General features: G+C 47.5%; 26 protein-coding genes. All 26 read left to right on the forward strand.

Features of this window, described 5'->3' with window-relative positions; all coding sequences use genetic code 11:
- Positions 1-45: 45 nt before the first annotated feature.
- The 26 genes from gyrA (at position 46) to GXP22_00940 (ending at position 26,627) form a co-directional block, all read left to right on the forward strand.
- Positions 46-2,589, forward strand: a complete 2,544-nt coding sequence (gyrA, locus tag GXP22_00815; GenBank protein ID NOX08027.1) for a DNA gyrase subunit A — start codon at positions 46-48, stop codon at positions 2,587-2,589.
- 118 nt (positions 2,590-2,707) lie between these two features.
- Complete coding sequence (serC, locus tag GXP22_00820) at positions 2,708-3,790, forward strand: 3-phosphoserine/phosphohydroxythreonine transaminase (GenBank protein NOX08028.1); 1,083 nt, start codon at positions 2,708-2,710, stop codon at positions 3,788-3,790.
- A gap of 16 nt (positions 3,791-3,806) precedes the next feature.
- Positions 3,807-4,970 carry a phosphoglycerate dehydrogenase gene (locus GXP22_00825; GenBank protein NOX08029.1) on the forward strand — a complete coding sequence of 388 codons (1,164 nt, stop codon included), beginning with the start codon at positions 3,807-3,809 and terminating at the stop codon, positions 4,968-4,970.
- 1 nt (position 4,971) lies between these two features.
- On the forward strand, positions 4,972-6,072 hold the full coding sequence (pheA, locus tag GXP22_00830) for a prephenate dehydratase (protein ID NOX08030.1): 1,101 nt from the start codon (positions 4,972-4,974) through the stop codon (positions 6,070-6,072).
- Positions 6,073-6,085: 13 nt separating this feature from the next.
- Entirely contained in the window at positions 6,086-7,177 is a 1,092-nt protein-coding gene (locus GXP22_00835; GenBank protein NOX08031.1) for a histidinol-phosphate transaminase, read from the forward strand.
- Positions 7,178-8,068 carry a prephenate dehydrogenase/arogenate dehydrogenase family protein gene (locus GXP22_00840; protein ID NOX08032.1) on the forward strand — a complete coding sequence of 297 codons (891 nt, stop codon included), beginning with the start codon at positions 7,178-7,180 and terminating at the stop codon, positions 8,066-8,068.
- On the forward strand, positions 8,068-9,381 hold the full coding sequence (gene aroA / locus GXP22_00845) for a 3-phosphoshikimate 1-carboxyvinyltransferase (GenBank protein ID NOX08033.1): 1,314 nt from the start codon (positions 8,068-8,070) through the stop codon (positions 9,379-9,381). Before GXP22_00840 ends, aroA begins: the two co-directional genes overlap by 1 nt.
- A gap of 206 nt (positions 9,382-9,587) precedes the next feature.
- A complete protein-coding gene (locus GXP22_00850; GenBank protein NOX08034.1) occupies positions 9,588-10,250 on the forward strand; it encodes a (d)CMP kinase in 663 nt (220 codons plus the stop codon).
- A gap of 169 nt (positions 10,251-10,419) precedes the next feature.
- Complete coding sequence (gene rpsA / locus GXP22_00855; protein ID NOX08035.1) at positions 10,420-12,096, forward strand: 30S ribosomal protein S1; 1,677 nt, start codon at positions 10,420-10,422, stop codon at positions 12,094-12,096.
- 51 nt (positions 12,097-12,147) lie between these two features.
- A complete protein-coding gene (locus GXP22_00860) occupies positions 12,148-12,450 on the forward strand; it encodes an integration host factor subunit beta (protein NOX08036.1) in 303 nt (100 codons plus the stop codon).
- A 57-nt stretch (positions 12,451-12,507) separates the two neighbouring features.
- On the forward strand, positions 12,508-12,801 hold the full coding sequence (locus tag GXP22_00865) for a LapA family protein (protein NOX08037.1): 294 nt from the start codon (positions 12,508-12,510) through the stop codon (positions 12,799-12,801).
- Positions 12,802-12,893: 92 nt separating this feature from the next.
- Positions 12,894-13,034 (forward strand): hypothetical protein, encoded by a 141-nt coding sequence (locus GXP22_00870; GenBank protein ID NOX08038.1) that lies wholly within the window; start codon positions 12,894-12,896, stop codon positions 13,032-13,034.
- Positions 13,027-14,181 (forward strand): lipopolysaccharide assembly protein LapB, encoded by a 1,155-nt coding sequence (gene lapB / locus GXP22_00875; GenBank protein NOX08039.1) that lies wholly within the window; start codon positions 13,027-13,029, stop codon positions 14,179-14,181. The genes GXP22_00870 and lapB overlap by 8 nt, the downstream gene beginning before the upstream one ends.
- A gap of 10 nt (positions 14,182-14,191) precedes the next feature.
- A complete protein-coding gene (gene pyrF / locus GXP22_00880) occupies positions 14,192-14,887 on the forward strand; it encodes an orotidine-5'-phosphate decarboxylase (protein NOX08040.1) in 696 nt (231 codons plus the stop codon).
- Positions 14,888-15,020: 133 nt separating this feature from the next.
- The gene (locus tag GXP22_00885; GenBank protein NOX08041.1) at positions 15,021-15,305 is read left to right on the forward strand and encodes a ComEA family DNA-binding protein; all 285 of its coding nucleotides are present in this window, start codon (positions 15,021-15,023) and stop codon (positions 15,303-15,305) included.
- A gap of 90 nt (positions 15,306-15,395) precedes the next feature.
- Positions 15,396-16,268 (forward strand): UTP--glucose-1-phosphate uridylyltransferase GalU, encoded by an 873-nt coding sequence (gene galU, locus GXP22_00890; protein NOX08042.1) that lies wholly within the window; start codon positions 15,396-15,398, stop codon positions 16,266-16,268.
- Between the two features lie 275 nt (positions 16,269-16,543).
- Positions 16,544-16,777, forward strand: a complete 234-nt coding sequence (locus GXP22_00895) for a ribbon-helix-helix protein, CopG family (protein ID NOX08043.1) — start codon at positions 16,544-16,546, stop codon at positions 16,775-16,777.
- Positions 16,761-17,114, forward strand: a complete 354-nt coding sequence (locus GXP22_00900; GenBank protein NOX08044.1) for a type II toxin-antitoxin system PemK/MazF family toxin — start codon at positions 16,761-16,763, stop codon at positions 17,112-17,114. Before GXP22_00895 ends, GXP22_00900 begins: the two co-directional genes overlap by 17 nt.
- 421 nt (positions 17,115-17,535) lie before the next feature.
- Positions 17,536-18,144, forward strand: a complete 609-nt coding sequence (locus GXP22_00905; GenBank protein ID NOX08045.1) for a DUF1566 domain-containing protein — start codon at positions 17,536-17,538, stop codon at positions 18,142-18,144.
- Positions 18,145-18,380: 236 nt separating this feature from the next.
- Positions 18,381-19,229: a bifunctional methylenetetrahydrofolate dehydrogenase/methenyltetrahydrofolate cyclohydrolase FolD gene (gene folD, locus GXP22_00910; protein ID NOX08046.1), complete on the forward strand. Its 849-nt coding sequence runs from the start codon at positions 18,381-18,383 to the stop codon at positions 19,227-19,229.
- A gap of 15 nt (positions 19,230-19,244) precedes the next feature.
- A complete protein-coding gene (locus GXP22_00915) occupies positions 19,245-19,940 on the forward strand; it encodes a DUF481 domain-containing protein (protein NOX08047.1) in 696 nt (231 codons plus the stop codon).
- Positions 19,941-19,998: 58 nt separating this feature from the next.
- Positions 19,999-21,393, forward strand: a complete 1,395-nt coding sequence (gene leuC / locus GXP22_00920; GenBank protein ID NOX08048.1) for a 3-isopropylmalate dehydratase large subunit — start codon at positions 19,999-20,001, stop codon at positions 21,391-21,393.
- Positions 21,393-22,034, forward strand: coding sequence for a 3-isopropylmalate dehydratase small subunit (gene leuD / locus GXP22_00925; GenBank protein ID NOX08049.1), 642 nt, complete (start codon positions 21,393-21,395; stop codon positions 22,032-22,034). Before leuC ends, leuD begins: the two co-directional genes overlap by 1 nt.
- Before the next feature lie 120 nt (positions 22,035-22,154).
- Positions 22,155-23,243: a 3-isopropylmalate dehydrogenase gene (leuB, locus tag GXP22_00930; GenBank protein ID NOX08050.1), complete on the forward strand. Its 1,089-nt coding sequence runs from the start codon at positions 22,155-22,157 to the stop codon at positions 23,241-23,243.
- Between the two features lie 7 nt (positions 23,244-23,250).
- Positions 23,251-24,273 carry an aspartate-semialdehyde dehydrogenase gene (locus GXP22_00935; GenBank protein NOX08051.1) on the forward strand — a complete coding sequence of 341 codons (1,023 nt, stop codon included), beginning with the start codon at positions 23,251-23,253 and terminating at the stop codon, positions 24,271-24,273.
- 65 nt (positions 24,274-24,338) lie between these two features.
- A complete protein-coding gene (locus tag GXP22_00940; GenBank protein NOX08052.1) occupies positions 24,339-26,627 on the forward strand; it encodes a FimV family protein in 2,289 nt (762 codons plus the stop codon).
- Positions 26,628-26,634 lie beyond the last annotated feature (7 nt).

Below are 26,634 nucleotides of genomic sequence, written 5' to 3' on the forward strand. Positions count from 1 at the left end.
GGGGTTGTGCAGGGGCTCCGATAAATAACGAGAAAAACATTCTAAATGACTGAATTAGCAAAAGAATTACAATCCGTTAATCTCGAAGATGAGATGAAGCAATCCTATCTCGATTACGCCATGAGTGTGATCGTCGGGCGCGCCTTGCCGGATGTGCGCGATGGTCTTAAACCTGTTCACCGGCGCGTACTCTATGCGATGAATGTACTGGGTAATGACTGGAATAAGTCGTATAAGAAATCAGCCCGTGTCGTTGGTGACGTGATTGGTAAATATCATCCACATGGTGATACTGCGGTCTATGACACTATTGTGCGTATGGCACAGCCCTTCTCTTTACGTTATATGCTGGTGGATGGTCAGGGTAACTTTGGTTCCGTCGATGGGGATGCCCCGGCTGCGATGCGTTATACCGAAGTGCGTATGGCGAAGATTGCCCATGAATTGATGGCGGATCTGGATAAAGAGACCGTTGATTTTATCCCTAACTACGATGAGTCCGAGAGTGAACCCTCAGTCTTTCCCACTCGTTTACCTAATCTATTGATTAATGGATCGACCGGTATTGCGGTTGGTATGGCAACCAATATTCCACCGCATAATCTGGGTGAGGTTATTGATGCCTGCCTGGCACTGATTGATGATGAAGCGTTAGATATTAAGGGGCTGATGGAATATCTGCCGGGTCCTGACTTCCCAACGGCCGGTATCATTAACGGGGTCAGTGGTATCCATGAGGCCTATCATACCGGCCGTGGACGGGTGCATATTCGTGCGCGTAGTCACTTTGAGGAGAGCAGTACCGGGCGTATTAGTATTATTGTCGATGAACTACCTTATCAGGTGAACAAGGCGCGTCTACTGGAGAAGATTGCCGAGCTGGTGCGTGACAAGAGGCTGGAAGGTATCAGTAACCTGCGTGATGAATCCGATAAGGATGGTATGCGTATGGTGGTTGAGCTGAAACGCGGTGAGGTGGGTGAGGTGGTATTGAACAACCTCTACAAGCATACTCAGATGCAGGTGGTGTTTGGTATCAATATGGTGGCTCTATCCGATGGGCAGCCACAGTTGATGAATCTCAAGCAGATCATACAGGCCTTTGTTCGTCATCGCCGTGAAGTAGTAACACGGCGCACGGTGTTTGATCTGCGTAAGGCGCGTGAGCGCGCCCATATCCTGGAAGGTCTGGCGATTGCGCTGGCCAATATTGATGAAGTTATTGCCTTGATCAAGGCCTCCAAGACACGTCCCGAGGCACGTGAACAATTAATGACGAGGGTCTGGGAACCGGGCATGGTGAGTGGCATGCTGGAACGTGCCGATGTCGCGCGGCCAGAAGGCGTTGATCCTGCCCTGGGTTTGTCGGAACAGGGTTATCGTCTGACTGAGGCGCAAACCAAGGCGATTCTGGAGCTGCGTTTGCATCAGTTGACGGGGCTTGAGCAGGACAAGATTGTTAATGAATTCAAGGAATTGCTAGTTGTTATTAATGATTTACTTGACATTCTATGTTCCATGGATCGTCTGATGCAGGTGATCCGTGAGGAACTGGTTGAAATCCGTGATGAATACAATGATGAACGTCGCACCGAGCTGTTGACCGATCATCTGGATCTGACCCTGGAAGATCTGATTACCGAAGAAGATATGGTCGTCACCTTGTCGCATACCGGTTATGCCAAGTCACAGCCGCTAACCGAATATACCGCTCAGCGTCGTGGAGGCAAGGGCAAGAGTGCGACTAATGTTAAAGATGAAGACTTTATCGACAAGCTGTTTGTAGCAAGCACGCATGATACCATTCTGTGCTTTTCCAGTCGGGGTAAGGTTTACTGGCTCAAGGTCTATCAATTACCGCAGGCCAGTCGCGCCGCGCGTGGCAAGCCGATTGTAAACCTGTTGCCAATGGAAGACGGTGAACGTATTAATGCTGTATTGCCAGTACGTGAATATACCGATAATCATTATATCTTTATGGCCACAGCACAAGGTACGGTTAAAAAGACCCCATTAACGGCCTTCTCGCGTCCGCGTGCTTCGGGGATTATTGCGCTGGATCTGCGTGAGGATGATCAACTAGTCGGTGTCGAGATTACGGATGGTAGTAATGATGTCATGTTGTTCTCGGATGCCGGACGCGCGATTCGCTTTAAGGAAGCCGATGTGCGTGAGATGGGACGAACAGCTTGTGGTGTGCGTGGTATTCGTCTACAACCTGGGCAAAAGGTGATCTCTCTGGTGATTGCTGATGCCGGCTGTGTGCTGACAGCAACCATTAATGGCTATGGTAAGCGGACGGCACTGGAAAACTATCCAACCTATGGACGTGGTGGTCAGGGTGTGATCTCGATACAGGTCTCTGAGCGCAATGGTGAAGTTGTCGGTGCGGTGCTGACCGATGACAATGATGAAATTATGTTAATAACGGATGCGGGTACGCTGGTGCGTACGCGTGTTAATGAGGTCTCGGTGGTGGGGCGTAATACGCAGGGGGTTCGTTTGATCTCTTTGTCCAGTAATGAGGCGTTGGTTGGTTTGGAGCGTATTGTTGAGCCGGAAGATGAGATGGATGAGGGTGATGAATAAAATGATGGTGCGTAGTACGCACCCTACCTGGGATGTATATCTGCATTGTGAACCAATGAATATATGGTAGGGTGCGCACTGCGCACCAAATGTTTTTTTTGATAATGAGAGTGAATTAATGTCGAAGATTTATAATTTTAGTGCGGGGCCTGCGATGTTGCCGCAGGAAGTTCTGGAGCAGGCACAGAAGGAGTTGGTTGACTGGAAAGACAGTCATATGTCGGTGATGGAAATGAGCCATCGTGGTAAGGATTTCATGTCGATTGCGGGCCAGGCGGAGAAAGATCTGTGTGAGCTGATGGCGATCCCTGATAACTATAAGGTGTTATTCCTGCAAGGTGGTGCTAGCAGTCAGTTTGCCATGATTCCACTCAACCTGTTGCGTGGTAAGACTACCGCAGATTACTTTAATACCGGTGCGTGGTCGAAGAAGGCGATTGCTGAGGCAAAGCGTTTCTGTGATGTGAATATTGTCGCAAGTGGTGAGGCGGGCAATTTCTCCAGTGTGCCGGCACGCGCTGAATGGCAGTTAAACCCGGATGCGGCCTATGTGCATTACACCCCGAATGAAACCATTGGTGGTGTTGAATTTGCTGATATCCCTGATGTGGGCGATGTGCCGCTGATTGCGGATATGTCTTCGACTATACTTTCTCGCCCAATTGATGTGTCTCGTTTTGGTGTGATCTATGCGGGTGCGCAGAAGAATGTGGGGCCTGCTGGACTGACTATTGTCATTATCAGGGAAGACCTGATCGGTGGTGCAGCGGAATCGACTCCGGCGATGTTTGATTATGCGATTCATGCCAAAAATGATTCGATGTATAACACGCCGCCCACTTATTCCTGGTATCTTTCCGGGCTGGTTTTTCAGTGGTTATTGCGTAATGGTGGTTTGCAGGCGATGGGTGAGCAGAATCAACGTAAGGCGGATAAATTGTATGCGGCGATTGATGGTTCGGACTTTTACCAGAACCCTGTGGCGATAGAAAATCGTTCATGGATGAATGTGCCTTTTACTCTGCCGGATGCTGAGTTGGATAAGGTCTTTCTTGAACAAGCTGCGGCTAAAGGTCTGGTGACATTAAAGGGGCATCGTTCGGTGGGTGGTATGCGTGCCAGTATTTATAATGCGATGCCGGAAGAAGGTGTTGATGCCTTGATTTCACTGATGGCTGATTTTAAGTCTCAACATAAATAATTTCTGGAAATAAACTATGTATAAGATATTAACCTTGAATAACATCTCGGTCGCGGGTCTTGAGAAATTGCCGCGTGAGAGCTATGAAGTTGCCTCTGAGATACAGCACCCTGATGGCATTTTATTACGTTCCTTCAAGATGCACGATATGGAGCTTCCTCCCTCTGTAAAGGCCATTGGTCGTGCGGGTGCTGGGGTAAATAATATCCCGGTTGAAGCAATGACAGGAAAGGGTGTTGCTGTTTTTAACGCACCAGGTGCCAATGCCAATGCAGTGAAGGAACTGGTTTTAGCGGGGATGTTAATGGCGGCAAGAAATATCTGTCAGTCGCGTGATTTTGCCCGTTCACTGCAAGGTGAAGATGCCGAGATCAACAAGAATGTTGAGGCAGGCAAGAAAAACTTTGTTGGCTTTGAATTGCCAGGACGCACCCTGGGTGTGATTGGTCTGGGTGCGATTGGTGTCAAGGTGGCGAATGCAGCGTTGGCACTGGGTATGAATGTTATTGGTTATGACCCCGATATTACAGTGGAACGTGCCTGGCAGTTATCATCGGATGTGCAACAGGCAACAAGTGTTGATGATCTGTTGACGCGTATTGATTTTGTTACTTTCCATGTGCCGTTAATTGATGCCACTAAAAATCTGATTAATGAAGAACGTCTTAAAAGTATGCGTGATAATGTGGTGCTGTTGAACTTTTCACGCAATGGTATTCTGGATGATGATGCGGTTTGTGCAGCGATTGAATCGGGTAAGGTCTATGCCTATGTGTGTGACTTCCCGAGTAACCTGTTAAAGGATAATCCACGGGTTATTACCTTGCCACATCTGGGCGCATCAACGCGTGAGGCGGAAGAGAACTGCGCTATTATGGTGGCTGACCAGATAAAGGATTTCCTGGAAAACGGGAATGTGAAAAATTCGGTTAATTTCCCCGCTATGAAGATGACGCGTAATGAGGGTTATCGTTTGGCCGTTGCGAATGCGAATGTGCCGAATATGCTGGGGCAGATATCGACGGCATTGGCCAATGCCGGTTTGAACATTATTGATATGTTGAATAAGTCGCGTGGTGATCTGGCGTATACATTGGTCGATGTAGATGCTCCCATATCGGATGGCTGTGTTGCAGAGTTAAGTGCTATTGAAGGCGTGTTAAACGTAAGAATTTTGTGATCTGGAGAAGTTAATCGGCATGTCTGGTGAAGAAAAACTTTCAGGGATACGTGTTCGTATCGATTCGATTGATCAGCAGATTCAACAGCTGATCAATGATCGTGCCCGTTGTGCCCAGGAGGTTGCCGCGGTCAAGATGGCAGCGGGTGAGAGTGAGGATTTTTATCGCCCGGAACGTGAGGCTCAGGTGTTGCGCCAGGTCTATGAACGTAATAGTGGTCCCTTATCCAGTACCGAGATAACGCGTTTATTCAGGGAGATTATGTCGACCTGTCTGGCGCTGGAATATCCGTTGAAGACGGCTTATCTTGGCCCGGAAGGAACCTATACCCAGCAGGCTTTACTGAAGCACTTTGGTTCCTCGGTCGAGACGCAGGCACTGGCATCAATCCCTGATATCTTTCATGCTGTTGAGTGTGGTGATGTGCAATACGGTGTGGTTCCGGTTGAGAATTCAACCGCGGGAACCATTAACCATACCCTCGATATGTTTATGCAGTCGACACTCAGGATTTGTGGTGAAGTTGATCTTAGAGTGCAACATAGTCTGTTATCCAATGGTGATATGGTCGGCTTAAAGCAGGTCTATGCGCATCCTCAGGCACTGGCGCAATGTCAACAATGGCTGGATCGGAATTTACCGGATGTCAAGAGGGTGCCTATGTCGAGTAATGCAGAGGCGGCTCGATGTGTGATTAATAAGAGGGATTCAGCGGCTATTGCAGCCGAATCAGCCAGTTTAATCTATGACCTTGATGTCTTGTCGCGAAGTATTGAAGATGAACAGAGTAATACCACGCGTTTTCTTATTTTGGGTAACAAGGATATTGCGGCCAGTGGCAAGGATAAGACATCGATACTGGTGTCTTTGAAGAATGAACCCGGCGCCTTGAATAATCTGCTGGAGCCTATTGCCAGAAATAACCTGAGTATGACACGCATTGAATCCCGACCATCCGGTCAGGGAATGTGGGACTACGTGTTTTTTATTGATATTGAAGGTCATCGCAATGATGAACGGGTCGCATCGGCATTAAAGGATCTGAAAGCCAGGGCGAGCTTGCTCAAAATTTTGGGCTCCTACCCGCTGGCAGTGATTTAAGGACGTATTGATCATGACAGTTTCATCGCGAGTTGCGCCAGGTATTGCTGGTTTAAAACCTTATCAGCCCGGCAAGCCCTTGTCTGAACTAGAGCGCGAGTATCATATTCAGGATGCCGTTAAACTGGCATCGAATGAAAACCCTCTGGGGCCTGGTCTGCTGGTTCAGGATGCAATGAAGTCAGCAATCTCACAACAAGCGCGTTATCCCGATGGTAACAGCTTTGAGTTAAAGCAGGCACTGGCGCAACGTCATGCCGTGGAGATGAATCAGATTACCCTGGGTAACGGTTCTAATGATGTGCTGGAATTGGTTGCGCGAGTCTTCTTGTTTCCTGGTACCGAGGCGATTTTTTCAGAGCATGCCTTTGCCGTCTACCCGATTGCAACCCAGGCGGTGGGAGCTGATGCAGTGGTGACCCCGGCGAAGGATTATGGCTATGACCTGGATGCGATTCTTGCCGCTATTACGGATAAGACTGCTGTCATCTTTATTGCCAACCCCAATAATCCAACAGGAACATGGCTGAATGAATCCAGTCTAAAGGCCTTTATGGACAAGGTGCCTGAGCGGATTATGGTGGTTGTGGATGAAGCCTATTTTGAATATGTGCAAAAAGAGGATTACCCTGATACCACGCAATGGTTGAGTGAGTATAACAACCTGATTGTTACCCGTACCTTTTCCAAGGCCTATGGTCTGGCAGGTCTGCGTATTGGCTATTCTGTATCACATACAGATATTGCTGATCTACTTAATCGGGTTCGGCAACCCTTTAATGTGAATGCTATGGCACAGGTGGCTGCACTGACGGCATTACAAGATAATGCGCATATACAACAAAGTCTGCAGATGAATATTAATGGTATGCAACAGTTAACGCGTGCCTTTTCTGATATGGGTTTTGGCTGGATCCCATCGGTGGGTAATTTTGTTTGTCTGGATGTGAATACTGATGGCACTGAGGTTTATGAGCGACTATTGCATGAAGGCATTATTGTTCGGCCAGTGGCGAACTACGCCTTACCCAGGCACTTGCGTATTACCATTGGCAATCACTTTGAGAATGATCGTTTGATTGCATCCCTGAATCGAGTGTTATAGATGACACCCTTGCGCGTATGTGTCATTGGTGTCGGCTTGATTGGCGGCTCGTTTGCCCGTGCCCTGCGTTTGTCGGTGCCTGATCTGGAAATTATTGGTTGTGGTCGTAGTGAAGACAATCTACAGCGTGCGCTGGATCTGGGTGTGATTGATCGCTATCACACCGATGTTGGTAAAGCGGTATCCGCTGTTGATGTCATCCTGGTTGCTGTGCCTTTGGGTGCGATGAAAACAGTGTTTCTGGATATTGCACAATATGCCAGTGAGCAGGTGGTTATAACAGATGTGGGTAGCTCGAAGCAGAGTGTGTTGGCTGATGCGGTTACAGCATTGGGGGCATTGACCTGTCGTTTTGTTGCCGGGCATCCTATCGCTGGAACAGAACATAGTGGTGTTGATGCCTCATTCCCGGAATTGTTTCGTGACCGGCAGGTGGTGTTAACTCCGCTACCGGATACGGATAAAGATGCCGTGAATATAGTGCGTGAGTTATGGCAAAAAACCGGGGCTGAGGTCAATATTATGGATGCCGAGCATCATGATACGATCTTGGCGGCAACCAGTCATATGCCGCATATACTGGCCTTTAATTTGGTGAATACCTTATCCGATATTGATACATCCGGTGAGGTGTTTCGTTATGCTGCAGGGGGCTTTCAGGACTTTTCACGGATAGCCTCAAGTGATCCAGTGGTATGGCGTGATATCTGCCTATCTAATGGTGCAGCAATGCTGGATGTATTGAATCACTTTTCACAGGATCTTGAGCAGTTGCAAGGACATATTGCCAATGCAGACGGAGATGCGCTGCTGGCATTATTTACACGGGCAAAGCAGACCCGTGATGATTATCTGAAAAAGCAGAAACAGAATAAAAGAGGTGTTGATTAATGAGCAAGGTGAAATTTTTGCTACAACCTGGAGGCGTGCTGCAAGGTGAGTTGCGGGTGCCGGGTGATAAATCAATATCCCATCGCTCCATCATGTTGGGTGCGCTGGCGCAGGGTACAACGCAGGTGAAGGGTTTTTTACAAGGTGAGGATAGCCTGGCAACGCTGGCAGCCTTTCGGGCTATGGGTGTTACTATTAGCGGGCCGGATGAACAAGGTGATGTCATTATTGAAGGTGTAGGACTGAATGGTTTAACTGCGCCGAAGGATGATCTCTATCTGGGTAATTCAGGAACCTCTATGCGTTTGTTAAGTGGTCTGCTAGCAGGGCAGTCCTTTGATGTGACGTTGACTGGTGATGCCTCCCTGTCAGGCCGTCCAATGATGCGGGTGATTAATCCCTTGCAACAGATGGGCGCATCCATTGAAAGTGATGATGGCAAGGCACCGCTGAAAATACATGGTGGACAAACCCTGCGTGGGATTGACTATGAGTTACCTGTCGCCAGTGCGCAGGTAAAATCCTGTGTTTTATTGGCAGGTCTGTATGCCCGTGGTCAAACCTGTACTACCGAACCGGCACCCACGCGTGATCATACCGAACGCATGTTGAATGGTATGGGTTATGAGGTCAGGGTCGAAGGCGCTCGTGCTTGTTTGCAGTCAGGTGGTGAACTGACAGCAGGCGAGATTGATGTGCCAGCGGATATCTCATCAGCGGCGTTTTTTATGGTTGGGGCAAGCATTGCAGAGGGTTCCGATGTCACCTTGCGGCATGTGGGTATGAATCCTACGCGCACGGGTGTCATTGATATCCTGCGCTTGATGGGGGCGGATATTAGCGTGTTGAATGAACGTGTGGTGGGTGGGGAACCGGTTGCTGACCTGCGTATCTGTTCGGCAGTTCTGCATGGTATTGATATCCCGGTAGCATTGGTGCCATTGGCGATTGATGAATTCCCAGCAATCTTTGTTGCTGCTGCCTGCGCCACTGGTAAGACCGTGTTGACGGGTGCCGAGGAGTTGCGGGTTAAAGAGAGTGACCGGATTCAGGTGATGGCCGATGGTCTGGTAGCGCTGGGTATTGATGCTATGGCGACAGCGGATGGTATAGAAATAACCGGTGGCAAGCTGGGTTCTGCTACGGTGGATAGTCATGGCGATCACCGTATCGCGATGTCTTTTTCGATGGCAGCATTACGTGCCAGTGGTCCGATACAAATTACTGATTGTAGTAATGTGGATACCTCTTTTCCTGGTTTTGTGGGGCATGCTGCTGCGATGGGTTTGAAAATTAGTTTGGGCGATGCCTGATAGAATTGTTGTGGTGCGCAATGCGCACCCTACGGGATAGGTGTATGCCTCTTGGGTAGGGTGCGTACCACGCACCAGTGTATGCATTCCCACGCAGAGCGTGGGAACGAGAAAAACAATAATAGTATGCATTCCCACGCAGAGCATGGGAACGAGAAAAGGTAGGGTGCGTACTACGCACCAGGTAACTGTATATGAGTGAAGATATGATAATTCCGGTAATTACAATCGATGGCCCGAGCGGGTCTGGCAAGGGTGCAATCAGTGCCCGTATTGCAGCGACTATGGGTTACCACATGTTGGATAGTGGTGCGCTGTATCGTTTGTTGGGTCTGGCTGCCAGACAGGCGGCATTGGCACTGGATGATGAGCCCGCCTTGGCAGAACTGGCCTTGCATCTGGATGTGACATTTAAAGGTGGCGATCATATCCTGCTCAACGGGGTTGATGTGGGTGTGGAAATTCGTACCGAAGAGAGCGGCATGGCGGCATCAAAAGTGGCGGTTTTCCCCCAGGTACGCGCGGCTCTATTACAACGTCAGCGTGATTTTCGGGTCAGCCCCGGCCTGATCGCGGATGGACGTGACATGGGGACGGTGGTGTTTCCTGATGCTGTCGCCAAGATTTTTCTCACCGCAAGTGCGGAAGAACGTGCTAAAAGACGTTATAAGCAGTTGAAAGAGAAAGGATTGGATGCTAAACTCTCGCGCCTTATCAAGGATATTTCCGAACGGGATCAACGTGATTCGGAACGTTCTGTTGCACCCTTGTTGGCTGCACAGGATGCCATCACTATTGATACCAGTGATATTGACCTTGAGGCGAGTATAGATCAGGTACAGGCTGCCATTAATAAGTGCCTCTCCTGATCGGGCCGTTAGAGTGAAATAAATTGATAAGTGACGTATAATGTTGTTTTTTATAAGGTCTCTGGAATCTTTATTGGGTTTTCAGGGTTTTTTTAACAAGCCATGAATTGATCTGGCTTATAACAAGTGAACCTTTCAAGTTGTTTCGGGTTCAAGGAAAGTGGTTAACATGAGCGAAAGCTTTGCAGAATTATTTGAAGAGAGTCTTGCCAAACAGGAGATGCGTCCTGGTTCCATCATGACCGGTATTGTGATGGATATACGTGGCGATGTTGTTATCGTTAATGCAGGACTGAAATCGGAAGGTGTGATTCCGGTTGAGGAATTTTACAATGATCAAGGGCAACTGGAACTGGCGATTGGTGACAGTGTTGAAGTTGCTCTGGATTCCGTCGAGGATGGCTATGGTGAAACCAAGTTGTCTCGTGAAAAGGCGAAACGTGCGCGTGCATGGATCGTATTACAGGAAGCCTTTGATAAGGAAGAAATCGTTAAGGGTGTTATCAGTGGCAAGGTTAAGGGTGGCTTCACGGTTGATGTGAGTGATATTCGTGCCTTCCTGCCGGGTTCACTGGTTGATGTGCGTCCTGTTCGTGATACTTCTTATCTTGAAGGCAAGGAACTTGAATTTAAAGTTATTAAGCTGGATCAGAAACGTAATAACGTGGTTGTTTCCCGTCGTGCCGTTGTTGAGTCAGAATACAGTGCTGATCGTGAAGAGCTGCTGAATAGTCTGCAAGAAGGTATTGTTGTTAAGGGTATCGTCAAGAACCTGACCGAATACGGTGTATTCGTTGATCTGGGTGGTATTGATGGTCTGTTACATATTACCGATATGGCATGGAAGCGCGTTAAACATCCTTCCGAGATTGTTAATGTCGGCGATGAGATTGACGTTAAGGTGCTCAAGTTTGATCGTGAGAAGGTTCGCGTATCACTGGGTCTGAAACAGCTGGGTCAGGATCCATGGTCTGATCTGATGCGTCGTTATCCTGAGAATACACGTCTGTTCGGTAAGGTAACCAATATTGCTGATTATGGTTGCTTTGTTGAAATCGAAGAGGGTGTTGAAGGCCTGGTTCACGTCTCAGAAATGGATTGGACAAACAAGAATATCAACCCGGCTAAACTGGTTCATATTAGCCAGGAAGTCGAAGTTATGGTGTTGGATATCGACGAAGAACGTCGTCGTATCTCTCTGGGTATGAAGCAATGTTATGCTAACCCATGGGAAGAATTCTCAGCAACTCATAATAAGGGTGACGCGGTATCCGGTGTTATTAAGTCAATCACCGATTTTGGTATCTTTGTTGGTCTGAATGGTGGCATTGATGGTCTGGTTCATCTGTCTGACATCTCCTGGGATGTGGAAGGTGAAGATGCGGTAAGAGATTACAAGAAGGGTGACACGGTTGAAGCCGTTGTGCTGGCAGTTGATCCAGAACGTGAACGTATCTCCCTGGGTGTTAAACAGTTGGGTAAAGATCCATTCTCTGATTTTGTTGCCGCGAATGCTAAGGGTGCCATTGTTAAGGGTACCGTTAAAGAGGTTGATGCCAAGGCCGCTATTATTGATCTGGGTGATGGTATCGACGGTATATTACGTGCCTCGGAACTTGCCCGTGATCGTGTTGAAGATGCACGCACTGTACTGACCGTGGGTGATGAGATTGAGGCTCGCTTTATGGGTGTTGATCGCAAGAATCGTTCAATCAGTCTCTCGGTTAAGGCTAAAGAGAATGCTGAGGAAGCGAAGGCTGTTGAAGATTATGGCCGTGCAGCGAGCAATGCGACCGCAACTTTGGGTGATATCTTTAAAGAACAGATGGAAGGTAACGATAAGTAACCGTTATTTGTTTTTTTAATTAAGATTGATTATATATTCAGGATGTAAGGAATGACAAAGTCAGAACTGATTGAAATGCTTGCAAGCAAGAATACACATCTTAATTGCAAGGATGTTGAATTGGCTGTTAAAGGTTTGTTAGAGCAGATGAGTCAGGCTTTAGCAACGGGTGACCGGATAGAGATACGAGGGTTTGGTAGCTTTTCATTACACTACCGTCCTCCTCGGATAGGACGTAATCCGAAGTCCGGTGATTCGGTTTCATTGCCTGCCAAGTATGTCCCTCACTTTAAGCCAGGTAAGGAATTGCGTGAACGTGTCAATGCAGGCATGCATGAAAAACCTGTTTCCTGAATATAATAATGTGAATACTCCGAACCCTGGTTCGGAGTATTTTTTTGTGCGTGAATTATGATGCGTATTATTGGTAATATAATCCTCTTTGTTTTAATGATTGTGGCCGCTGCCTTTGCAATTATTAATGCCGATTTAATTCAATTAAATTATTTTATTGGTCATATCAAGGTGCCACTGGCGCTGGTTTTAATTATCACTTTTATTGCCGGTGCGCTAATGGCGGTATTATTTAACCTGTCTGGCATGATTAGGCTGAAACGTGAAAACAAGCGTCTACAGAAAAAGACCGTCAAGCACCAGCAGGAACAACAGCATCTGTTGACTTCACAAGACCCAAAGTTGCCTTAGGTAATGAATCACTGCTGTTCCGTTAAGGGTTTATTTGCTTGCTGTAATCACATGATATTCATCGAAAAAAACATGCCTGGAAAGTTTGAGCCATGAATCACGTTTCTCTACCAGAGACACGCCGTGAAACCATCCATGGTGGCTCCACGCCCGCGTTCATGCGGGCAAGGGTCTCTGATAGAGAAGCGCAATCCCTGTCTCTTGAGTTGACGGGCAGTAATGGTAATGAATGATCTGTTATGGTTGCTCTTGCCCCTGGCAGCCGCTTCGGGTTGGCTTGCTGCACGACGTTCTGCCAAGCTTAAAATTAAAACAGAAAAACTGGGAAGCGATTATTTTCAGGGTCTGAATTTCCTGTTAAATGAGCAAGCCGATAAGGCAATTGATGCCTTTGTGAATATGATGGCGGTGGACGAAGATACCTTTGAAACCCATCTGGCTCTGGGGAGTATTTATCGTCGTAGAGGTGAAGTCGACCGGGCAATCCGGATTCATCAGAATCTGATTGCCAGAATATCACTTAGTGCTGAACAGCGCAGTGCAGCAATACTTGAGTTGGGACGTGATTATATGCGTGCCGGGTTGCTTGATCGTGCCGAGGTGCTGTTTCAGGAACTGGTTGAAAATGATTTTCATGTGTTAGCGGCATTACAATATTTACTGGATATTTATCAGCAGGAGAAGGATTGGAATAGGGCGATTGATGTTGCCAGAGGTGTTGATCTGGCAGCCGGCCCGGATATGCGAAAGGTTATTGCTCAATTGTATTGTGAGCAGGCAGAACAGGCCTTGCAGCAGGGGCAACTTGAAAAGGCACACTATCTTCTGGATAAGGCCTTGCTCAAGGATAAGTCCTGTGTTCGCGCTAGTTTACTTGAGGCGAAAATTGCAGTGCGAGAGGGTGATCACAAGATGGCTATTGTTGCCTGGCAACGTATTGAGTCACAGGATATTGATTTTATCCCTGAGGTCTTGCCTGGTTTACGAAGCAGTTATCAGGCAATGGGTGATGAGATGGCTGTTTACCCTTTTCTGGAAAGGGTGATGCAGAACTATCAGGGTGTATCTCCTGTTATTCTTATGGCCGAGCTGATTGAAAAGAAAGAGGGTATTGATGCTGCGATTGACTTTATTACCCAGCGATTACAACAACGCGCCTCCGTTCGAGGTCTGGAACATCTGCTAAAATTAGGTCAGCAACGTCAACAGGATTCAGGTCAGTTGCTGATACTACAACAATTGGTAGAAAAGATATTGCTGGATAAACCAACCTTCAGGTGTAATCAGTGTGGCTTTAGCGGCAAGACATTACATTGGCAGTGTCCGGGTTGCAGAGAATGGAATACGGTTAAGCCGATTTATGGTGTTGAGGGTGAATAAAATGGTAGAGATTGAGGGTTCGAAAATAATTGTTGCATTGGATTATGCGGATCCAGTCAGGGCGCAGACTCTGGTTCAACAATTAACACCAGCGATGTGTCGATTGAAGATCGGTAAGGAATTGTTTACCCGGGGTGGCCCTGATTTTGTCAGGGATCTGGTGGCACAGGGCTATGATGTATTTCTGGATCTCAAGTTTCATGATATCCCGAATACAGTTGCCAGGGCTTGTGAGGCAGCGGCAGAGCTCGGTGTGTGGATGATGAACGTCCATGCCCTGGGAGGTAGAAAAATGATGCAGGCGGCTCAGGAGGCATTGCGTAATACATCAGGCAAGCGTCCTCGCTTGATTGCGGTGACGATATTGACCAGTATGTCTGATGATGATCTGGGTCTGATAGGTCTTTCTGGTAGTGCCTCGGATAATGTCTCCCGTCTGGCAGCTCTGGCACAACAAGCAGATCTTGATGGCGTTGTTTGTTCGCCTCGGGAAGCGGCCATGTTACGTCAGCAGACCGGGGATGATTTTCTTCTGGTGACCCCCGGTGTACGCCCTGTGGGAGCAAGTATGGACGATCAACATCGAGTGTTGACCCCGGAACAGGCGATTGCCCAGGGTTCCAGTTATCTGGTGATGGGTCGACCCATCACCCAGGCGGATGACCCCCTGGCTCGTTTGCAGGAGATTAACCATAGTCTAGAATAAAGGTGCGCAATGCGCACCAATAAATCGAATGGACGCAACTTGACATAATTATATTAACTGTTAGTCTGACCTTGAGTCTTTCACTAAAGAACAGGCTCAATATCAAATCGCAAACACTGACAAGGAGGTCATTATGCGTACATTTAAGCTGGTTTTATTCTCTATTTTTCTTTTTGTTTCTTCATGGGCCCATGCACTGGAACCACTGGACATTAATGTCGCCAGTGTTAAACAGATGATGAATGTACTGAATGGTATTGGTCCTTACCGGGCAGCTGCCATTGTTGCTTACCGCGATAGTAATGGTCCATTTGAATCAATAGAGGATCTGAGTAAAGTAAAGGGTGTGGGTTCTGCTATTATGGAACGAAATCGGGCGCGTATTATCGTTAAAGAAAAGAGAATATCATCCGATTAATAGCAATGCTTATATGACCCTCAGGTGGTTTTGACTGCCTGGGGGCTCAATGAAAAAATTAATGTTATCTCCATTCTCAAGAGAAATGAAATGATAAAAAAAGTAAGAACAGCGGTTTTTCCTGTTGCCGGTTTAGGCACTCGTTTTTTGCCTGCGACTAAGGCGAATCCAAAAGAGATGTTGCCAGTTGTTGATAAGCCTCTTATTCAATATGCTGCTGAGGAAGCTGTTGCCGCAGGGATTGAACAACTGGTGTTTGTTACCAGTAGTAGCAAACGTGCGATTGAGGATCATTTTGATAAGAACTACGAGATGGAGATGGAACTTGAGAAACGAGGCAAGGATAAGCTTCTTGCGGTTGTGCGTGATATTGTGCCAGCAGGTGTATCTTGTATTTATGTGCGGCAGGCTGAGGCGTTAGGGCTAGGTCATGCTGTTTTATGTGCAAAACCTGTGGTGGGGGATGAACCCTTTGCGGTTATTCTGGCCGATGACCTGATTGATAACCAGGGCCCCTCCTGTATGAGTCAAATGGTTGAGGTCTTTGAAGAACGAGGTTGTAGTGTCCTGGGTGTTGAAGAAGTTCCGGCAGATGAAACCGATCGTTATGGTATTGTTGCCGCTGATTCATTGTCCGCACGTCTGGAGCATGTTAAAGAAATAGTAGAAAAGCCCGCCCCTGATGTGGCACCGTCTAATCTTGCTGTGGTGGGGCGTTATATTCTGACCCCCAGGATATTTGATTTGCTGGAAAACACACAAAGAGGTGCTGGCAATGAAATACAGCTGACCGATGCCATTGCTGCCCTGTTGGAATATGAGAAGGTAATGGCCTATCGCTTTGAAGGGGATCGTTATGATTGTGGTAGTAAATTGGGCTATTTAATGGCAACGGTTGAATATGCGATCAAGCATCATGAGCTAGGGGCTGATTTCAAGGCTTACCTGGAGAGTCGTTGCTGATTACGACCAATATCCACTAATAAAATAGCAAGCTCTCAATTAAGAAACCTACATTCAATAAAGTTTTACACATTCATAGGGTGGTTTTTATATAAAAAGCATAACTGTTCTGGTCAAGTCATACCGGACACTTTCATTCACCAACATCATGATCTGGACAAGGTTGAAAATATTGCTGCATAGGGCAGGACATTGATGAGATCCAATGCTTCTTATCCCTTGATTTCTGATGAATCTTCAAGCTATACTTGTTTTGGTGTTACTGAGGTATTACCATGAAGACAATCACTATAAAGGCTGATAATGAATTTGATGCCATATTGAATCAGTTATCATCGCGTTTGCATACTACTCGTAGCGGTGTTATTCGAGATGCGGTAAGGAATTATTCAAAATTTCTTGATAGAGAAGCACTTCGACAACAGATTAGGGCGGCTTCACTTAAAACAAGAGAGCAGGCCGATCAGTCCATTGTGGATTTTGAAGCGGCAAATGGCGATGCTCTTTAAACGGGGCGCAATATATCTGGCCAACTTTAATCCTTCAAAGGGTACTGAAGCTGGGAAGATTCGTCCCTGTATTGTTATGCAAAGTGACTTGCTTAATGAAGCGAATCACCCTAGTACCACCGTGCTTCCCTTAACGACACAATTAATTGATGATGCGGCACCCTTGCGGTATCGAATCAAATCGCGTGATAATCTGAAAATGGATTCGGATATTATGCTGGATCAGACAAGAACGATTGATAATCGTCGAATGACAAATGATGTCCTAACGACCCTCAGCAAGGTTGAGATGATGGAGGTTGATGTATTGTGGCAAACTGTGTTGGGGCTTGATTAAGTGAGAATGAGGTGCGTCCCCGCCTGATATCACTCCGAAGCGGGGACAGACTTAAGTCTGTCCCCAAGGCAGTACGCACCACAGACCTTAGAATACATCTCTTGTTAATCTGTCAGATTTATCGACAAGTACATAAATCTCGATTGAAGATATAACTCATTGATAATAAAGTAAAATACCAGGGTATCAGATTCCTTTACGGTAATTCATTACATTGCTATATTACACTCTTGTTTTCAATTCACCCTATTTTATTTATAACTATTTGTTTTTTAACATGTATTGTTTAATGGCACGGTTGTTGCCCTTATTTTATTGTGAGTTGATAAAAAATAATAGTCCATAGGAGGATACGGAAATGAAGATATTCAAGACACTGGCAGGTCCTGCCTTATTAATGACCACCATGGTTATTTCATCGATGGCGAATGCCTCATCACTCTCAGGTCGTCTACCTGCTACGTCAGGTGGAACTGATTATCAGGCTTATTACGATGATAATGCCGATCTGACCTGGTTGGCGGATGCCAATGCGGCTGTGAATTCTACTTATGATACTTATACTCCTGGTTCAGGCCTGATGACCTGGTTTAATGCTACCGATTGGGTCGCGAGCCTGGATGTGGCGGGTGTAACCGGTTGGCGACTACCGGTTACTGTGCAACCTGATGCAAGCTGTAGTGTTCAAAATAGTACTTTTGGTGATTATGGCCAGGGTTGTATTGGTGGTGAGCTGGGCAATATTTTTTATAATGTATTAGGGGATACAGCTGGCTCCTTGAGTAATGTGGGTCCATTCAGCAATATTCAGTCTGGCTCCCCCTATTGGTCGACGGAGTCCGTGTCTATCCCAAGCTATGCGTGGTACTTTAGTATGGACAATGGTAGCCAGGATGCTACCGGTAAGTACGCCAAGTACTCTGGATGGGCTGTGCAGTCGGGTGATGTTAGTGCAGTGCCTGTACCTGCAGCAGTATGGTTGTTTGGCTCGGGTCTGTTGGGTCTGATGGGTGTAGCGAGACGTAAGTAGGGTTTTCTTTTTCAAGCCTCGAGCACGTACCCCAAGCCTTATTGGTAGGGTGCGTACTACGCACTAAAGCTATCGGTGCTACCGTGTAAATAAAAGTCCCCCTTATCGGTAGTGCGTACTACGCACCAAAACCGTTGGTGCGTACTACGCACCCTACCGATGTCGTTTTGACCCCATCGAGCACGAAATAGTGTAAAATACCCGCCTGTTTTTGAGTTATCTAAAGGTATAACACCATGTCAGCAATTATTCTTGATGGGAAGGCGCTTGCCGTTTCCTATGAGCAGGATCTTTCTCAGCGGGTTGAGCTTATTAAATCGAAGATGGGTGGCAAGACGCCGGTACTGGCGACCATCCTGGTCGGTGATGATCCTTCCTCGGCAACCTATGTGAAGATGAAGGGCAATGCCTGTCAACGTATTGGTATGGAGTCGATCAAGGTGTTGCTGGGTAAGGATACAACAACCGAGCAGTTGATGGTGCAGATTCAGACGTTGAATAATAACCCGGATGTGCATGGCATCCTGTTGCAACACCCGGTACCGGAACAGATCAATGAGCGTCTGTGTTTTGATGCCATTAGTGCCACCAAGGATGTGGATGGTGTGACATCATTAGGCTTCGGTCGTATGGTGATGCAGGAATTTGCCTATGGTTCGGCAACACCCGCTGGGATTATGAGTCTGTTACAACACCACGATATTCCGCTGGAAGGCCAACATGCTGTGGTAGTCGGACGTAGTGCGATTCTTGGCAAGCCGATGGCAATGATGTTGTTGAATGCCGATGCCACGGTAACGATCTGTCATTCCCGCACTCAGGGTCTGGCGGATATTATTCGTCAGGCGGATATTGTCGTTGGTGCTGTGGGACGACCTGAATTTATCAAGGGTAGCTGGATCAAGCTGGGTGCCGTTGTCGTGGATGCAGGATATCACCCAGGGGGTGTTGGTGATGTCGAGTTGTCTGCGGTGATGGATCATTGTTCAGCCTATACACCGGTACCCGGTGGTGTCGGGCCGATGACGATTGCGACCTTGATTCGACAGACAGTTGAGTCAGCAGAAAATACCTTATCAATATAAATTCAGGAGTATACGGTGAATAGAATAGTTATCGCCTTGTTGGCGTTGGCCCCGGTGTGTGTGTCTGCAGCGGAATGGAAGGGTGAAGGTGAGCTGGGTTACACCTCGACGGCAGGTAACTCGGATGCTGAAACATTGAATGCAAAATTGGCTGTAACAGTTGAGTATGATCAGTGGAAGCATGTGCTGGGTTTGAGTGCATTGCAGGCATCTTCGAATAAGGTGAGGAGTGCCGAACGTTATGAGTTTACCCATAAATCCAATTATGCCTATTCGGACAAGAGCTATGTCTTTGCTAGTCTGCGTTATGATAATGATCAGTTTAGTGGCTATGACTACCAGTCCTCGCTGGCAGCGGGTATTGGTTCACAACTGATAAAGACGGCTGTTCATAGTCTGGATGTGGCGGTTGGTCCTGGTTATCGCTCCATGCAGGATAGCGTTACCGGTCAGGTGGATAATCGGGTTATTCTAAAACTTGATGCCCAGTATGCTTATCAAATTAGTGAATATGCCTCTCTGAGTGAAGTTTTGACGGTGGAGTCGGGTAGTGATAATACCTATACTGAATCAATTACCTCATTGAAGATGAAGATTAATGGCAATCTATCCTCAAAGATCAGTTATACCATTAAACAGAACTCAGTCGTGCCGGTCGGTACGGAGAGAACCGATACCCTGACCTCAGTTTCCCTGGTGTATGGTTTCTAGCTCTGTTATTCGATATAATCTCTCGTTTCCATATTTTTGATTGATTGAGACTGGTTTTATGATGGGCAAGACGCTTTATGACAAACTTTGGGATGCGCATATCGTTCGTGAGGATGAGGGTGCTACCTTGTTATATATAGATCGCCATTTGGTGCATGAGGTGACTTCACCACAGGCCTTTGAGGGGCTGCGCCTGGCAAAGCGTGACCTGTGGCGTAAGCAGAGTGTATTGGCGGTACCGGATCATAATGTTCCTACGGATGATCGTTCAGCGGGTATTACCGATCCTGTGGCGCGGTTACAGGTTGAGACCCTGGATCAGAACTGCCAGGAGTTTGGTCTGACCGAGTTTGATATGTCGGATCCAAGGCAGGGTATTGTGCATGTGGTAGGTCCTGAACAAGGAGCTACTCTGCCGGGTATGACGGTGGTCTGTGGTGATTCACATACCGCGACACACGGTGCCTTTGGTGCGCTGGCGTTTGGTATTGGCACCTCTGAGGTAGAGCATGTGCTGGCAACACAATGTCTGATCCAGAAAAAGTCCGCTAATTTGTTGGTGCAGGTCGATGGGCGGCTTCAGTCCGGGGTGAGTGCCAAGGATATTGTATTGGCAATTATTGGCGAACTGGGGACCGCAGGGGGTACTGGTTATACTATTGAGTTTGCCGGTGAAGCGATTCGTGATCTATCGATGGAAGGACGTATGACGGTCTGTAATATGGCGATTGAGGCAGGGGCTCGCGCGGGTTTAATTGCAGTGGATGAGGTGACCACAGACTACCTGAAAGGCAGACCTTATGCACCGGATGAAACCTTATGGGAGCAGGCGGTTGCTGCCTGGCAGGATTTGCATACGGATGAGGGTGCGGTATTCGATAAGGTGGTCACAATTGACGTAAGCACCTTGCAGCCACAGGTGACCTGGGGTACATCACCGGAGATGGTGGTAGCTGTAACTGCTGAGGTTCCTGATCCACAACAAGAGACGGATGCGGTACGACGTAGTGCGATGCAACATGCGCTTGATTATATGGGCTTAACGTCTGGTACTATGATCACTGATATCAATCTGGATCGAGTGTTTATTGGTTCTTGTACTAATGCCCGTATTGAGGATTTGAGGGCGGCTGCCGAGGTTGCAAAGGGCAACAAGGTCGCCAGCTCAATTACCCAGGCACTGGTGGTTCCCGGTTCAGGACTGGTGAAGCAACAGGCGGAGGCCGAGGGTCTGGATAAAATCTTTATGGATGCCGGTTTTGAGTGGCGCGAGCCGGGTTGTTCGATGTGTCTGGCGATGAATGCGGATCGTTTATTACCGCAAGAGCGTTGCGCCTCAACCTCGAATAGAAATTTTGAGGGTCGTCAGGGTACGGGTAGTCGAACCCATCTGGTGAGCCCTGCGATGGCGGCGGCGGCTGCGATTGCTGGTCATTTTGTGGATATACGATGATGGAAAAATTTACTCAATTTAAGGCGGTAGTGGTACCATTGGATCGAGCTAATGTTGATACTGATGCGATTATCCCTAAACAATTTCTGAAATCAATTAAGCGCACTGGTTTTGGTCCTAACCTGTTTGATGCATGGCGTTATCGGGATCACGGTGAGCCGGGTATTGATCCACTAACGCGTGAGAAGAACCCTGATTTTGTGTTAAATCAACCGGCTTATGAGCAGGCTGGCATCTTGTTGGGGCGTGATAATTTTGGTTGTGGCTCTTCGCGTGAACATGCCGTCTGGGCACTGGAGGATTTTGGTATTCGGGTGGTGATTGCCCCGAGTTTTGCCGATATATTCTTTAATAATTGTTTTAAAAATGGTGTCTTGCCTATTGCGCTGTCAACAACGGAGGTTGATGCGTTGTTTGTTGAGGTTGATGTGGATACCGGGTGTTGTTTTGCGGTGGATCTGGAACAACAAATTATTGTGACGGCCAGTGGACGGGAAATTTCATTTACGGTGGATGGGTTCAGAAAACATTGTCTGTTGAATGGGCTGGATGATATTGCGTTGACGTTGCAACATCAGGATGATATTCGGGCGTATGAAGAGAAGCGTGGTGGGCAGGTGCCTTGGTTGTTTGTTGATTAAGAATATAACTTGGTGAGTTCGAAGCAGAGTAACGCCTGTCTCTTGAGTTAGCGAGGCAAGTGTCGCGGTAGGGTGCGTATTACGCACCATGGTTTGATTATTTAAGTTTTAGGAACTGGAATGACGAAAAAGATTGCGATATTAGCGGGTGATGGTATTGGCCCGGAGATTGTCAATGAGGCGATCAAGGTATTGGGTTGTCTGCGAACAGATTTTGGTTTGCAGGTGGAGATGAGTGAAGGCCTGATTGGTGGCTGTGCCTATGATGCCAAGGGGACTCCGTTGCCGGATGAGACACTGGATCTGGTACGGGATGCTGATGCTATTTTGCTGGGTGCAGTGGGTGGTGTGCAGTGGGAGTCACTGGATATTGCGGTGCGTCCGGAAAAGGGCTTGTTGGGTTTGCGCTCTGAGTTGGAGCTATTTGCCAATCTGCGTCCGGCTATTCTCTATCCACAACTGGCGGATGCCTCAACTCTGAAACCGGAGCTGGTGGCGGGTCTGGATATTATGATCGTGCGTGAGCTGACCGGGGGTATCTACTTTGGTCAGCCAAGGGGTATACGACAACTGGACAATGGTGAGCGTGAGGGTTACAACACCCTGGTCTATTCGGAATCCGAGATTCGTCGCATTGCCCATGTCGCCTTTGAGACGGCACGTAAACGGGATTCTCGCCTCTGTTCGGTGGATAAGGCAAATGTGCTCGAGTGCACAGAATTGTGGCGTGAGATCATGGAAGATGTCGCTAAAGAATATAGTGATGTCAGTCTGTCTCATCTGTATGTGGATAATGCGGCAATGCAGTTAATTCGGGAACCGAAGCAGTTTGATGTGATGGTAACAACCAATATGTTCGGCGATATCCTGTCCGATGCGGCAGCGATGCTAACCGGTTCTATTGGTATGCTGCCTTCTGCCTCACTGGACAAGAATGGTAAGGGTATGTATGAGCCTATTCATGGTTCAGCCCCGGATATTGCCGGGCAGGGTGTGGCGAACCCATTGGCAACGATACTATCGGTGTCGATGATGCTCAAACATAGCCTGGGTGAACTTGAGATGGCAGCACATATTGATGCTGCTGTGGGTGCGGTACTGGATCGTGGTCTGCGTACGGCTGATATTTATAGTGAAGGCATGCAGCAGGTGGGTACCACCGAGATGGGTGATGCTGTCGTTAATGAATTGCAGGAATTAAAAGGTTAAGGTGAACATGAGTAAGCAAGTCGATGTGGCAGTAGTTGGGGCAACGGGTGCAGTGGGTGAAACCATGTTGGAGATCCTGGCGCAAAGAAATTTTCCGATAGGCAAGGTCTATCCTCTGGCGAGTAGTCGTTCTGCGGGTAAGCGGGTTGCCTTTGGTGACAAGATGCTGGTGGTGGAAGATCTGGATACCTTTGATTTTAGCAAAGTGCAGATAGGTCTGTTTTCAGCGGGCGGCTCAATTTCAGAAAAATATGCCCCCAGAGCCGCTGAGGCGGGTTGTGTGGTTATTGATAATACCGCGCATTATCGTTATGACGATGATATTCCGCTGGTGATCCCTGAGGTAAACCCTGAGGCTATTGCCGGTTATAAAAATCGTGGCATTATTGCCAACCCGAATTGCTCAACCATACAAATGCTGGTGGCATTAAAGCCTATCTATGATGCCGTGGGGATTGAGCGCATTAATGTTTGTACCTATCAGGCGGTTTCCGGTACCGGTAAAGATGCCATTGAAGAATTAGCGGGGCAGACGGCACAACTATTAAATGGAAAGGATGCCGAGGCTAAGGTCTATCCAAAACAGATCGCTTTTAATGTGTTACCGCATATTGATGTCTTTCAGGATAACGGCTACACCAAGGAAGAAATGAAGATGTTCTGGGAGACGCGCAAGATCTTTGCCGATGACAAGATCCTGGTGAATCCGACGGCTGTGCGGGTGCCGGTATTCTTTGGTCATTCAGAGGCCTTGCATATCGAAACGGCTGAGAAGATCAGTGTGGCCGATGCCCAAGCTTTGCTGGCCAAGGCCGATGGTGTGGTGTTGATGGATGAGCATGAAGATGGCGGTTATCCCACAGCGGTAACCGAAGGCACGGGCCATGATCCCGTTTATGTTGGGCGAGTGCGTGAGGATATCAGCCATCCTCGTGGACTCAATATGTGGGTGGTGGCGGATAATGTGCGCAAGGGCGCGGCTCTTAATAGCGTACAGATTGCCGAAGTCTTGCTGAGAGATTACTTGTAAATTGTGTCTGTTTGTCTTAACTTAGCGTTAAATCATGCTAACTAGCATTAAGAGGATCAATCTGGATGAGGAGATCTATGTATAGTCAGGTGGCATTGTGTTCATTTCTGCTGATGTTGGTTACATCACCGCTTTATGCCCTGGGTTTGGGGCAGATCAAGCTGAATTCATATTTGAATCAACCTCTTGATGCAGAGATCCCTCTGATATCGGTGCGTGCGAATGAATTGGATACAGTCAGGGTGGAACTCGCCAGTGATGAACAGTTCAAGCGTGCAGGGATTGAAGTCAACGCTTTTCTTCGCTCTATTGAATTCAAGCTGGATCGTAGTAATCAAGTCTCTCCCCGTGTCTACATTAGTAGTCATCGTCCGGTACGCGATCCCTTTCTTGATTTTCTGGTTAAATTAAGCTGGTCTGACGGTCAATTGGTACGTGAGTACACTGTATTGTTGGATCCCCCTATCCTGATGCCAGTAACCTCTAAACCAATGGCCAAGGCACTTGCTGTCGCTGCGCCGACTCGTAATGAACGTGTGGTTAATACTCCTGTTAAGCAACAAAAGACAGTTCCTGTGCGTAAGCAATCAAGGCTTGTTGCGAGAATAGAGAATGGTCGTTATGGCCCGACCAGTCGTGTGGATACCCTGTGGGATTTAAGTAAGTCGTTACGCCCTGATGATAGTATCAGTATGGAACAGATGATGGTTGCCATGTGGCGGGAAAATCCGCGTGCTTTTTCCAGAAAAAACATGAATGGGTTGATGGCAGGCTATACCCTGCGCATACCGACAAAAAAAAACATCCTGTCATTGAACCGAGGTGAGGCCTCGCAAGAAATTGCCTTGCAGAATAAGGAATGGCGTGAAGATCGCTCAATGACAGCAAAGCGTCTGCGTGCTATGTCGCGACCTGTTGCTCAATTGAAGTTATTAACTCCAACCCCTGAACCTGAAGTGAAAGTAGAATCTCTGGTGAAGGATGAGGAAGCGACACCTCAGGTCGATGTGGGCAGTGAGACAACTGATGCCCATTTTAGTAAAGATTTACAACAGGTCAAGGAAGATATTGCTATTGCTGTTGAAGAGACCGAGACACAAAAACAGCAGACTGAAGATCTGCAAATGCGATTTGCGGCAATGGAAGAACAAATTGCCTCTCTACATCGACTCATTCGTTTAAAAGATACCGAATTGGCTCAACTGCAGGAACAGGCCAGTCGTCCTCCTGTTGTTGATTCTGTGTTACCACAAACACCTCCGCGTGAGGAGTCTTCCTGGTTGGATGATCCCATGATACAGGCACTGATCCTGGCATTACTGGTCGTGTTGGTGGTTATTTCTATTGTGATGAAACGTAAGGCCACAGTGGTTGATCGTGTTGCAGAGGGTACTGCGAGCAAGGATCATTCGGATGATGAAGATTCTGTCACCGCTGGTGAGTCGGGTGATCAGCCTGAGACACTTGTTGCAGGCGAAGATGTTGCGTCAAAAGAGACTTTGAACGAAGCGGGTGTTACCCCTGTGGTAGGTGCTACTGTTACAGAAGAAGCTGCACCAATGGTTGAACAGGATACACTTGATGATGCTCTATTGGCCGAGATTGATGTCTATATGGCCTATGGTCATTATCAACAGGTGGAACAGTTGCTTGAGAAGGCCTTGTCTGAAGATGTCGGGAATAATGCATTAAGGATGAAATTATTAGAGGTTTACTCGACAAAGCAGGATAAGGTTGCATTTGTGCGTCAGGCACGAGAGATACTGGCACAATTGAAGCAACAAAAAGATCATCCATTGTGGCAGAAGGTAAGCGAGATGGGACAGGCGTTGGCACTGAATGATGCCGCGTATGAAGGGGATCAGGATCTGGATGAGTTGGCTGCTGATATGGATGCTAGCCCTGAAGAAATCTTAGCCGAACCTGATGCGCAAGAAACACCTGTTGTGCAGCCTGATGTTGATGTTAAGCCTGATCCTGTTGTTAATGATATAGCGCGTTTTAATGTTGATGATGGTGTTGATCAGTCACAGAATGAATATCTTGAAGCAGGACTTGAACCTCCTCGAGTGGTTGAAGAGGAAGCGGTTCTGGAATTTAAGCTGGACAGCTCGGTCGAGAAGGTTGGGTCAGAGGATTTATCAACAAGCCCGCTGGAGGTCGAACAGGAAGCTTCTGAGGAGCCCTTGTTGTCTTCTGCTGAGGATGAATCAGCAACAAAGCTGGATCTGGCTCGCGCCTATCTTGATATGGAAGATTTTCAGGGCGCCATAACATTGTTGAAAGAGGTACTGGAAAAAGGCAATGATACCCAGCAACAAGAAGCAAAAAATATGCTGGATGAGGTGAAGTAAGCATAGC

The organism is Gammaproteobacteria bacterium (genome assembly GCA_013151035.1).
Classification (GTDB): domain Bacteria; phylum Pseudomonadota; class Gammaproteobacteria; order JAADJB01; family JAADJB01; genus JAADJB01.